The sequence below is a fragment of the Dictyobacter aurantiacus genome (assembly GCF_003967515.1).
Classification (GTDB): Bacteria; Chloroflexota; Ktedonobacteria; order Ktedonobacterales; family Ktedonobacteraceae; genus Dictyobacter; species Dictyobacter aurantiacus.
This window is the reverse complement of record NZ_BIFQ01000001.1, coordinates 5,896,872-5,909,205: the sequence shown is the minus strand read 5'-3', so window position 1 is coordinate 5,909,205 and position 12,334 is coordinate 5,896,872. Positions and strand designations below refer to the sequence as shown.

Sequence of the window (12,334 nt, the reverse complement as noted above, 5' to 3'; positions counted from 1 at the left end):
TCTCATTGGCCCGATGGGAAACAGCCATTGCGGGAACAACAGGCCGAATTCTTCAGAAAACTCTTGACGAGCCTTGTACAATATGTCTGTAATAACGCTCTTATAAAGGTTTTTGGGAAAAAGAGCACCTATTCATTACAGCGCGCCTTTTGCGCTTAGCTATCCTTACCTAAAATACTTCCCTGAGGATCTCGAAGCATGCAACCAACTGTATCATTCTGGGATAAGTTCTCGCGTGAAGGTCGGATCAAAAAAGCTTTAATCGAGGCGCACAGCGAGAGGGACTCTCAAAAAAGCCTTGATCTGCTGCGCTTTGTCCGCAAAAAGCTCTCTGAACCTCCGTTCTACTTCCACCTCTGGTCCCCTTTTCTTACGGCCTTTCTCTCCCCAGAGCGCCGGCAGCACCTGAGTGATGAAGACCTGACTGATGTTGAAACCATGGCACAGTTCCTCCAGCAGCAGACCGCACCCACCGATGATATGTCTTCCGCCTCGATGATCTGGCAGCCACTGTTCGAAGCGTATATTGCTCGAGGAGCGCACACTTATGTTCGGCAGCTTGCCGAAAAGCTTTATAAAGATACAACTAGCGATCAGGCGATCCGCACGTATTGCGTGCATGAACTGGTGCGCCAGAGAGCAACCGAAAACCAGCACATAGATATCTACATATCCTACCTGGACATGCTTGCAAATCCTCAAGAGGAAACAGAGCTCTTCCAGCTCCTGGATACGCTCCTCGATCTGGACTTTCAAGCTTCAGACACTCGCCTGCTACAGGCCAACCATATTATGCGCTCACTGCTCCCCTTGCATATTCCTACCCTGCCAGTTCTGGTTCCTCATCTATTTAACGCCAGAGGCATCCACGCGCTACTCATCAATAGGGCGCCCGAAGAGGCCAGGGAATACTTTGAGCAAGCGTGCGGTCAGGATAATACAGACCGCATTGCATACCTGGGACTGTTAGCCTGTGAACTTCGCCTGGGAAACATGACCGCGGTCACCCGTCTGAAGCAAGGGGAAGCATTTCAATCCCTGCTTCGCGATTCCGATATCGCAACGCTGCTTGACCTGCATCTATTGATGCAGTGGCTCGATCAGCCAGAGCCATCCACACCTTTTCCCTTTGATGCCGACACAATACAACTTCTTACACAATGCCGCCTGCATCGCTATGTAGGGGAGGTAGCACTGGCAACACTCGGGCGTGCCTATCTGTTCAAAGGGCAAGCACAGCAAGCGCGCGCACAATTTGATATGCTAATGGAAGCAGATTCGCAATTGTCCAGGCAGGGATATTACGCTGCATGGACCTATGCGCTTTGCGGCCTCAATGATCGGATTGTAGAGTGCTTTGAACGCTGCGCCCGCTGGTCGGGACGCTGGACCATTGCCTGTATACTACTCCATCAGGACCCGGATCTGGCGGAGCGGTCCGGCGCGCTCAAGCTGCTCAAACAGATGGCCACGACAGAAACGCCGCTGGCTCCCATAATACAGGCTCGTCTGATGCCCCTTCCTCTGAGTATTGACGCGGCCACAACTATATCGACTAACACCCTCGTCTTTAAGGGAAACGCCTGGATAGAAGCTGGCTATAGTCAGGAAGAAGCTCTGGAGGCACTGCGTACCTCTCTGGCTCAGTCTCTTGCATTTAAATATGTGGATCAAGCAGCACACCTGATGACGCTATCCTGGTTTGCTCGTCTTCCGTTGGCCGACCAGACATTCTGGCGTGGACTGGCTGAACGCGATCAGAGCAGAAGCCTGTCCTTGCTGGAACAGGCGGCTAAAAAGGGTCAGCATCAACAGGCCGCGCGCTTTCTGCTGGTGCGCTACCTTCGTCAAGGTCAATGGAACCTGGCGTATCAATATGTAGAACAGGCAGTTGGGAAGCGCACAGATCCCGTCTCACAACTTATTCAAGCCTATATCAATGGACGCGATTTGCCGCGTGACGAGGCAATCGAACAGGTAAAACAATTAGCCATACGCGGCATAGACAGAGCATACTATCTGCTGGGTACACTCTATCTCTATAAAGCAAATGAGGATGCAGCGTCCCATCAAGCCCAGTCAGCGCGCCAGCAGGCGGCACTGGCCTGGCAAAGGCTGCTCGCATCTGAACATACACCGCTGTCGGAAGACCTGGCGCCGTTAGCGGCCTGCGCTTCCTTTATCGCCTATCCTCAACAACGCGAGAGCAACGCCCGGACACTTATTCAGTGCTTTCAGACTCTCAATCCCGCCATGCATCAGCCCTGGCTGGAGTGGCATGTGGCCCTGGCCGTGCTCTGGTATGGTACCCTGCACGAGTTCAGCAGCATACATCCTACCATGCTGCACGTTGCTGACATGGTGAGGCGCGTAGACGATGCAACGGCAGTGACCCTGGCGGGTGCATGTGCCAGTTTTGTGCTCAGATTGCGGGCGGAAACAGCCACGGATCAATTCTTCCAATTCCTGGAGCAGCTGGCGCAGGAGGATGGACGATCCATTCACAAACCTATCCTATCAATTGCGATCGTTGCGGGTCTGCGCGCATGGTATCCGGCCGCAGAGAGGCCGCAGCGTACACAGATAGAGGAGAGACTGCGTCGCCACCTGGCGCAGGATCCTGGCAACGGTCTGTTCATGCTTTATCTCACATATATCACCCTTAGTCACAATCTAGGCGCAGAGGCCATTGCATTGCTACAAAGCACCACGCCAGACGATCTCACCCAGGCCTATATTGTGGACACACTTCTGCGGCTCCTCACCAATACTCTTACGGAGCGTTCCACGCCGTCAGCCGAGGTACAGTTGACGGCCCTCAGTCAGAAGGCACTGGATCTGATCCAGACAATTACCTCTGGTCACATACAGGAAGTCTACACTCTCCTTCTGAGTCCGCAGGCAAGCAGGATTTTAGAAATCTGGCGCATGGAACGCATCTTGCCGCCCATGTGCCTCTACATGCTGCAGAATGCTATTGACCCTCCCATGTTCTGGATCTATGTGCTCCGTACCTGGCGTTTGAGAACACATGCCAGCGCCGATCTGATCCTGGTAGCACGCTGTATGTGTATGCTCGGATACACAGATGATGGCTGTCAGGCCTGGGAAGAAGCTCTGCATGCTAGCGCCAATGATGAGAGACAGATAGCGTGGCGCGAAGACTTTGTGCGCTTCCTATGCCGTCAGGCGGTCAGCGAACAGGCAACTGGTCAGACGCTAGAGGCCGCTAATAAGCTGCGCATGGCCGCGCGCTGGACCAGGAGCGAGTTCGGACTGCAATTGAGCGAGGCCCGCCTCCTGCTCATCGCCAATACCCTCGAATCACGCGCTGCACTAACACGCCTGTTGGCGTACCTGTTTCCCGACTTTGAGAGCGGAGATACACCGCTCGGACGTTACCATGTCCTGGAGCTCACGCTGGCCCACAATCCAGCATTGATCGAGGCACTGATGGCTCAGGATCGTGAGCGGATCCAGCAGCAATGGCAGCAAACGCTACAAGCACAATCCAATGATATGCGCCTGCTGCATACGCTCAGTGTGCTCTCCTGGGAATATGCTTTCTCTAAACAGGCTCGACATAGAGATACTGAAGCGGATTGGATTACCAGTACAGCGCTCTGGCTCCTCTTACTTAGCTCTGAAACGTTCTGGCATTACTTTGCGCAGGAGCGCGGAGGAGATGAGCACGATGAATCACGCACACTAACCCCTCGCCAGCAAGAGGATTTGTGGCAAGATGCGCTGGATACTATCCTGGTGTTCCATAGCACAAGCGCTAGAAAAAGTCTTGCCGCCGGCGCTATCAGCCAGGCTCGCATCCATGCTCACTGCCTTGCGCTCGGACGGCAAAGTTCACAATCTCTAATCGCACATTTGGAACACGCAGGCCTCCCTTTTTCGCTGGTAAGTGAGCCAGCCCGGCTAGAACAGATCAAAAATCAGGCCCAGAAGCTCCTCAATGACTGGAGCCAATCGCTGCTGAAGGATGCCGAGAGAAGTGTGGATGATGCCCGCAGTATCGCGCGGTTGCCCAACGGCATTCGCAAGAACTACCAGGGAGGCATCGCTATCCTGGAACCTTTTATCCAACTGGATGTCCCGGTCACGCGCATCCTGCTCGCCTGCCTCGATTGGTATAACGACTGGTGCAGAGACCTCAATCTCAATGGTACAAGCGTCCAGTTCAGGCATACCGCGCAGCAGGCAAGCGCGATCTGTGAGCAATTGCAAAAGCTGTGCAACAAGCGGAATACCTATGCCGCCGAGAATCAAGCGATCGCGCTGCACCTGTACTATCGCGGCCTCTCCTTGCATAAACCAGAACCAGGGCAGGCCATCCACTTTTACGAAGAGGCCAGGGATTGGGGCTCAACTCTTCCCTATCTCGATGACCAATTGAGCAGCGCACGCCTGCAATACCTTAAAGAGATCACAGATAGACATGCTAACCAGCACCAGTTTGAGGAAGCCTACCAGGCTATCGAACAGGCCGAACATTTGATTAATGATCACGATGAGCTGCGTAAACTGCGCATGAGAATAAGCTATCATCATGCACGCGAACTGAAGACCGAGCGAAAATACACTGAGGCCTTCAGCCGGGGCAGGCAGGCTCTCGCCCTGGATCCGACCAATAAAGACATACAAAGGTTCATCTCTGAGATGGAAGAACTGATCCCCGAGGAGGGCTATGCACAGACTATTCATGACGCAGAGCACGAGCCAGAAAAACAAGATAAGGTCCGCCTACGTCAGCGGCTCGCCAGCATCCCGGCTAGCTCTCGCTTCTTCAAGCAGGCCCAGGATTTACTCAATCAATTGTATCCATCACCAAAAGCCGAACCCAAAAGAGCCGGGCAAGATGAAGACGAGACACTGGACGAGAAAAAGATAGCAGAAAGAGAGGAAAGATTACGACATATGCTTGAGTCAGGCCAACACGAAATCAGCCCCGCTAAAAGCAGGGAGGAGTTAGCTCAGTTGCTGGCTCGCAGGGCCGCTCGTGACGCAAAGCAGGCCACCATTCCCAATGGCCTTAATCCCAAAACACAGCATGCCAGACTCGTTTTTGCCCGTGATACGGCCGAAGAGGCACTTAATTACGACCCACGCAACGCTATCGCAAAGCAGACTCTTGCCGAAGTCAACTCTCTGCTTGAAGAGAAGAGCAAGGAGAAGAAAAAATGATCGCAACTGATAAACCGAACCCATTTCAGGTGCTCCAACTGGCAACCAGCGCCACATTGGCCGAGATCGTCAGTCAGGCTGAGGATCTTCACCTGCTGGCCCGGTCCCGCGAAGATGAGATGCTGGTGCGTTGGGCCGCCGAACAATTGCGTACCAATCAGCGTACACGCCTGGAATATGAACTGTTCGAGCTACCTGATACACGCTACCAGGACGAGGAGTGGGAAACCTTCGCTCGCCCATACAGGCGCAAAGATACCCATCTACCAGACCAGTTTTTGGTCACGCCAACAGTAGCTGACATTGATCCCCTGGCCCTGCTGGACCTGCTGCTAGGTGAACTGCTGGCGTATGAGAAACCTGATCTGGAGCAGGCCATCAATGGATCTCCAGTAGTCCCTAAATATAGCTTGCCGTTACTAGAGGAAGAGGTTATCTGTGGATAAGCTGCCCGATTGGAGCGTCTTTCAGGAGCGCGAGACCCTCTCCCTGCCTGGCGAACTGCTGTCACCAGCATCAGAGATAGCGATGGCACTACGCCTTACCCGTGCACAACTGGCTGAGACCCGGCAGACCTTGCAACGTAGCGAACAGGATAACTTCTCTGAACTGGCGCAGCAGGCGGTACTGATCGTTCAACTAGGCCGGCTCCTGGAAAGCAGTTCAGCAGCATTCCTGACCTTCACTGAGAACAAGGTAAAAAATCCACTGTATCCAATTTATAAACAGTTACAGGTCATTCAAAAACAAATGCTGGATACGTTGAAGAAAGCGGGGGTAGAGATCGAGATTCCCTTGCACAAAACGTATGCAGAAGTAGCCGACTATGTAGAGATTGAACACTGGCGACATCAAGAGGATATCACTGAAGAAATGGTAATTGATGTTATAGAACCAGTGATTCGCAAAGGGGCATTGCTGCGTGCCGGCCGGGTCATTATGGGGGCCCCGCTCTCACAGCAATCTTATACCGCGTCGGAGGAGCAGCCAGCATCGGGACAGGCCAGCCAGGGTGAAAGAAAGGATAACCGGAACCATGCACAAGCAGATCATCAGTAAGGCTGTGGGGATAGATCTGGGCACCACCAACAGCGCGGTCGCCGTGATGGCGCTATCAGATGCCGAACTTGTCATTCATAGCGATGCACGCACCCGAAGAGAAACAACACCGAGCTGCGTCTGGAAAGATCCGCGTAGCCAGCAGAAGATCGTGGGTCCTAAAGCTTTTCAGCGCATCGGCACCATTCCCGAACCGATCCGCTCGATTAAACGCTCGATGGGGAAACAGATAACGGTTCAACTGGGCGATGAGTCGGTTACGCCAGAAGAGGTATCCGCGTTAATCCTGCGGGAGATGAAGCGCCAGATCGAGGAAGATGTGGCACGCTTCACCACCGAGACCAGCACATGGGTCGTCGAGCGCGCCATCGTTACGGTTCCAGCCTATTTTGATCAGCCTCAAATCGAAGCCACGCGCAAGGCGGCGGAACTGGCCGGGCTGCAGGTACTTGAACTGCTTCATGAACCGACAGCCGCCGCCAGCTACTACTGCTGGCAGAATCAGGTGCGCAATGGCGTCTTCCTGGTCTATGACTTCGGTGGGGGCACCTTCGATGTTTCGATCCTGCGCTGTATCGAGGGGGCCTTCGAGGTGCTGGGCATTAGCGGCAACAACCGGCTGGGCGGGGATGATATCGATACGGCTCTGGCCGAGGGGCTGCGCCAGAGGTTGGCCAGCGAGGGCTACGAGATGGAGCTTGATCCCCTCCATGATAGTGAAGACCGCTATCGCTTCGACAAACTCAAGCTGCTGGCCGAAGGCGTTAAAAAAGCGCTCTCGACCGAGGATGAGTTTATCCTGCGCAGCCAATCCTATCTGCAAGATAAGAGTGGGATGCCGGTTACCATCGATATGCCTTTTGAGCGCGGTGAGATCGAGGATCTGATACGCCCTATCGTGGAGCGCACCCTTCCCTATTGTCACCATGCACTGGAACTGGCACATCAGAAGGCGGGCGTGACTCTGGCCGATGTGGATGCAATTATCCTGGCCGGTGGCTCAACACATATTCCTCTGGTGCGTGAGATGGTACGCCAGGCCTTCTGCTCTGATCCCGCGATTACGGAGCCACGTGCCCACTGTTCCCAGCCTGTCTATAAAAAGGTTGATACCATCGTCGCGCTGGGAGCCGCGATCCGTGCGGCAGCAATTAGCGGACTGGTAATCTACAATGCCGAGCGATCGATCAAAGTTTCGTTTCGTGGCATCGGCTCGACGGCGGCTCGTCAGGCAACTATTGGCGGACGGGTAGAGGCGCTCAATCCACAGGTGGATCTGACCGACGGTTATATACGGCTCAGAATCAATGAACTGGGCTATGAGGATGAGCAAAATTTGAAGTCGGGTGGCTCCTTTGGCTTTACACGCGTCCCGTTACAAAGTGGCTCCGAGAATGTGTTGACCTTTGACATCTTTAGCGGCAATAGCAAGCACCTGGCTACGGTTACACGCTCCCTCTTTCAGAGCCAGGATGCCTTACGTCCAACCGGCGGCTCCAGTGGAACTGCTTCGCTCTCTAAAGCACTCTACCTGGAAGTAAGCCGCGAAGGAAAAGCACATCGCAAAGAGCTGATCGCCGCCTTGACCACGCTTCCAGCAAGCAAGGATGACGTGTTCTACCATCCTGGCGATACCACGCGCCTGCGCCTGCCACTGTATCAACAGAAAAAAATGATCAAGGAGATCGTCATCGATCAACTCCCTGCCTTGACCAGAGGAACGCCGGTTAACTTTACCATCGCGGTCGATGAACTGGCTGGCATCACCGTCAAAGGCAATGTAGGAACGACAACTTTTGAATCAAACATAGAGCCTCCACCTCAGCGTACAGCGCCAACTCCGGCTGAAGTGCAACAATTAGAGGAGACGTTCCGCCAGGCTCTCCAACAACTTCCAACTGATAAACAGCGCTATATTGAGGAGCAGCGGAAAAAAGCCAGGGCAAGCTATGAGGCCGCCCGGCAGCGCGGTGATATTGAGCAAGCCATTCACGATTTCGAGGAACTGGAGGAACTTGCCGCCCGCATCGAACAACCCGCCCCTACCAGGCTAGAGCCACCACTTGAAGTCCTGGAGAATATCGTCAGCGCGTGCCTTCAACTCAATCATTATATTGACTCCCTGCAGGACCAGCACACCATAGTTGGGCAGAAACATAACGCGGAGGAGCTTAATAAGGCCATCAACTCGCACTTTGTTGAGGGTAAACGCGCCTTTGCCAGCGGTGATCAGGCTACCTATGGCAATACGCTGGTCGCTCTGGATGCGATCCGTGACCATCTAAGTATGCTCTACTATAATGTGATGAGCGACCAGGATTCACGTAGCGAAACCGAGATTGCCGAGAGCATGGTGAAGGGGACGCTGGAAGAGATCGAGCATATCGAACAGCTTATTATTGGGCGCCAGCGGTCCGATCTATCAAGTGAGCTGGTGCTCCTCAAGAGCCAGGCACAGGCTTCTGCCCGTGATGTCCAGAGTAATCCACAACTGGTGCAGAGCCGATTGAGGCAGGTCCTGACACGCCTGCAGCAGATCAAAAATATGCTGCGTGGATCATCCGATGATTCCGGCAAAGGTAAGCTAGTGGATGATCATACAGCGTAAAGGCGATAACGAGAGAACGAAAGAGACGATGAAGATAGTATGTCCTGAAACTAGCTGCAGCATGGAGAATGACGTGTCCGCCAGCGCATGTATTCGCTGCGGCACGCCGTTACAAAACTACATCCAGCTGCTCAATTATCCCGCCCGGCTCTTCAATGAGGGATTGGTCAAAGCGCGCCACGGCGAGTTCGAGCAGGCGCGCGATCTGTTCGCAGCGGTCGTCTATTGGTGTCCCAGAGACCTGGAGGCCCGCAACGCTCTGGCTATGGCCTGTCTGGCCATGCACGATTTGTTGGAAGCCAGGCGGCAGTGGGAGTATGTCCTGCACCAGGCGCCAGCAGACGCTCTGGCACAGCGTGGCCTGCAGCAGATAACAGCACAACCACCATCAACATCATCACCGGAACCCGTGCCGGCTCCGAGCAGCACGCCGCAAGCGCATACGAATATTAAGCACGCCAAAAAGCAGTTTTTTGGTCGCAAGAAGGGCAAAAAGCCATCCTGACCCGGCCTCCTGGCCCGCAACGCTATACGTATGGCGCCTGCCAGACGAGCACCACCTGTTCCAGGTCATTCGAGGCAATCTGCGTCTCCTTGCCTTTGCGAGGAGACCAGGCAATCGCGCGTATCCCTCGCTTGTGACCTCGATAGGTATGTACCAGCAGGCCCGTATCAGGTCGCCAGATCTGTATCGTAGTGTCATCGCCTCCAGAGGCGATGAATACACTGTCAGGAGACCAGGCGAGAGCAAAAACGCCATCTGAGTGCCCTCGATACGTCTGCTGCAAACGACCAGTCATGGCTTCATATACCTGAACGGTTGCGTCATAACGAGCAGCCGCCAGGCGTGTACCGTCAGGCGACCAGGCCAGCATATAGATAGGAACAGCACCGCTGGACATCCAGGTCTGTTTGTGACTCTGGGAGTCATGCACCTGTATCGTTCCATCATAGCCGGTGGATGCCAGTCTGGCCCCATCAGGTGACCACGCCACCGATAAAATATCATCACCATGCCCCACAATAACAGCCTCTGTCTTGCCAGTCGTGGCATCCCAGATTCGCAGCACGCGGTCCGCCCCACCCGAGACCAATCTGGCGCTATCGGGCGACCACACCACCGTTAAGACCTCCTCGTGATGGCCGGCGCACGTTACTAATCCCTGACCATTGTCGGCGTTCCCAATCTGCACCGTGCAGTCACTGCCGGAAGTCGCCAGCCTGGAACCATCGGGTGACCAGGCCACAGCGGTTACTTGCTGCCGATGCCAGTTGACGCGGAAAAGAGCCTCCCCCGCTCCAACCTTCCACACACTGACCGCATCACTGCTGGCTACAGCCAGGCGTGTCCCCTCCGGCGACCATGCCAGAGAGAGGAGTTGTTTATCCTGTGGTGCAATAGCCTGTAACGTGGTGCCAACAGGGACCCTCGCGGCCTCCTCCAGCGCGGCCGCGAACTCGCTCACACTGGCAAAACGGTGCGCGGGATCTTTCGCCAGCGCTTTTAAGACGACCTGCTCGATCTCAGCTGAGATGGTCGCATCACGCCTGCGCAATGAGGGGGGCGGCGTAAAAAGGTGTTTGGCAGTCAGTTCTGGAAGCGTGCCCAGAAATGGTGGAACCCCTATCAGCCACTCATATGTCAACGCCGCCAGCGCGTACTGGTCACTGGCACGCACGGCGCGCGCCTGGCTCTGCTCTGGCGCCATATAGAGCGCCGTGCCAGCAGCCCCTGCTTGCGGATTTTCACCCCAGGTATACGAGGTTGTGACAATCCCGAAATCGCTCAATACAATTTCACCATTCATCCCGATGAGCATATTTTCAGGCTTCACATCACGGTGCACCAGGCCTTCATCGTGGGCATATTGTAGCGCGGCACTCAATTGTCTGACATAGGTGACAATCGATGTAAGCGGCAAGGGCTGACCACGTGGATGCATCTGGCGCAATGTGCCACCAGGCAGATACTCCATCACGATAAACGGAACATCACCTTCCATCCCAAAATCTCGCACACGTATGATATTGGGATGGGCCAGGCGAAAGACACGAGCCTCATTTAAAAAAAGCTGAAGGTTCTCCTGGCTCAAATGAAATCGTAAAATCTTTATCGCGAATAGCTCTTTGCGATGTATATGCTCGGACAGATAGACATCGCCAAAAGTCCCCCCACCAAGACGGCGAAGAAGCAGATAGCTATCAATGGTCTGCCCTGATATGTCCACCATATACCTGTAACCTATCTATAAATTGTTCGCTCCCTGTAGCTCAAAGTATAGCATAGAAACAAGTGCTGCTTACCAATACTTCATGAGCATTCCACCTCTTATATGCTTCTATCAGCTTATGAAAAATCCACAAGGACAATCATACCGCATACGCTGAGACAACTACCACCAGGTTATTTTTTCGTCGCGCAGGTCATAGAGTGGCTTGCCAGAACGTGCCACCACTACCTGCTGCAACCTGAGCGAGCGGTCACGGTACTCATCAAATGACATTCCCTCCGGCTTGAGCGCCGAGATGCTGGTGATGAAGGTGCCCTTTGGCCCTAGCTGGTTCCAGCGTACGACAGACCCATCATTACCAGTCACTTCAAAGGCAATGGTGGCGAAGCGTTTGGCGTTCCCCCACATGGCGAAGCTCTGTATCTCCGGCCACGGGATATATATCTTCTTACCAAACATGCTGCTGCCGATACCATAATCATCCACAATGACTTCTTGATACATAAATCGACGCATTAGAAGGGCAACGAGAACAAATGTAATCAAAAAGACAAAAAGATATATAGCGAAAAAGATTCCCAATAGAATAACAATAATCCTTATATCACGAGAAGAAGCAAACATGATGAGAGCAAAAGGCACCACGACAATCGTCAATAGTACCACAAAGATCAGCATCAAGATCGCTAATTTGCCAATATCCATACGTAGAACAATTTTCGCGGGCAATGCCAGCGCATCAGCATCTGGCTGTGGTTGCGGCCGGGCCAACAAGGTCTCATCACCGGAAAATGCCAGTTGCCGCCGCCGCTCCGTGCGCTGATGGCGCCGTCTGAAAGCAAAGAAAGCAAACGTTAGCAGTAGTAGCAAAAACACAGACATGCCCAGATTAAAGTAGTTGGGACGACCTGCCGTCAGGGATGATACAAACTGGCAAAGCAGGCCGCTGACAGCAAGCCCTTCGCAGATAAAGAAATATATGTAGTAGCGACGCATAGGATCATTTTTACGTATCATTCTACTTGCTCCAGATTCAACAAAATCAGATGACATCAATCAGGGATTACGATGGTATCCAGTGAGAAAAAGCTTGACGAAACTGAGGATCATGAATACTATTTAGCTCTACTGATGTATATACTCATTGGATGTGCTAAAAAGATACATATATAACAGTAAATACTTAATATTTAAAAGACGCGATCAAAGCTCCCCCTTCGTCTTGAAGGGCGAGTTGACCGGT

7 protein-coding genes are annotated in these 12,334 nt (G+C 53.4%); 5 read left to right on the top strand and 2 right to left on the bottom strand.

The features are described from left to right. Positions 1-198 precede the first annotated feature (198 nt). From KTT_RS23815 to KTT_RS23795, 5 genes are all read left to right on the top strand, one after another. Complete coding sequence (locus KTT_RS23815; RefSeq protein WP_126598937.1) at positions 199-5,193, top strand: hypothetical protein; 4,995 nt, start codon at positions 199-201, stop codon at positions 5,191-5,193. Continuing rightward, complete coding sequence (locus tag KTT_RS23810) at positions 5,190-5,639, top strand: hypothetical protein (protein WP_126598935.1); 450 nt, start codon at positions 5,190-5,192, stop codon at positions 5,637-5,639. Before KTT_RS23815 ends, KTT_RS23810 begins: the two co-directional genes overlap by 4 nt. Next, positions 5,632-6,252, top strand: coding sequence for a hypothetical protein (locus KTT_RS23805; RefSeq protein ID WP_126598933.1), 621 nt, complete (start codon positions 5,632-5,634; stop codon positions 6,250-6,252). Before KTT_RS23810 ends, KTT_RS23805 begins: the two co-directional genes overlap by 8 nt. Then, positions 6,230-8,860 (top strand): Hsp70 family protein, encoded by a 2,631-nt coding sequence (locus tag KTT_RS23800; RefSeq protein ID WP_126598931.1) that lies wholly within the window; start codon positions 6,230-6,232, stop codon positions 8,858-8,860. The genes KTT_RS23805 and KTT_RS23800 overlap by 23 nt, the downstream gene beginning before the upstream one ends. Before the next feature lie 73 nt (positions 8,861-8,933). Beyond that, positions 8,934-9,365 (top strand): hypothetical protein, encoded by a 432-nt coding sequence (locus KTT_RS23795; RefSeq protein ID WP_126598929.1) that lies wholly within the window; start codon positions 8,934-8,936, stop codon positions 9,363-9,365. A 22-nt stretch (positions 9,366-9,387) separates the two neighbouring features. On the opposite strand, the gene KTT_RS23790 is transcribed toward KTT_RS23795, so the two are convergent. Both KTT_RS23790 and KTT_RS23785 read right to left on the bottom strand, forming a co-directional pair. After that, on the bottom strand, positions 9,388-11,091 hold the full coding sequence (locus KTT_RS23790) for a WD40 repeat domain-containing serine/threonine protein kinase (RefSeq protein WP_126598927.1): 1,704 nt from the start codon (positions 11,089-11,091) through the stop codon (positions 9,388-9,390). A gap of 162 nt (positions 11,092-11,253) precedes the next feature. Further along, a complete protein-coding gene (locus KTT_RS23785) occupies positions 11,254-12,108 on the bottom strand; it encodes a hypothetical protein (protein WP_126598925.1) in 855 nt (284 codons plus the stop codon). Between the last annotated feature and the right edge of the window lie 226 nt (positions 12,109-12,334).

Excerpts from the sequence above, each read along its gene's own strand:
- KTT_RS23790 (WP_126598927.1), bottom strand. The coding sequence starts at position 11,091 with ATGGTGGACATATCAGGGCAGACCATTGATAGCTATCTGCTTCTTCGC.
- KTT_RS23785 (WP_126598925.1), bottom strand. The coding sequence starts at position 12,108 with ATGATACGTAAAAATGATCCTATGCGTCGCTACTACATATATTTCTTT.
- KTT_RS23810 (WP_126598935.1), top strand. The coding sequence starts at position 5,190 with ATGATCGCAACTGATAAACCGAACCCATTTCAGGTGCTCCAACTGGCA.
- KTT_RS23800 (WP_126598931.1), top strand. The coding sequence starts at position 6,230 with ATGCACAAGCAGATCATCAGTAAGGCTGTGGGGATAGATCTGGGCACC.
- KTT_RS23815 (WP_126598937.1), top strand. The coding sequence starts at position 199 with ATGCAACCAACTGTATCATTCTGGGATAAGTTCTCGCGTGAAGGTCGG.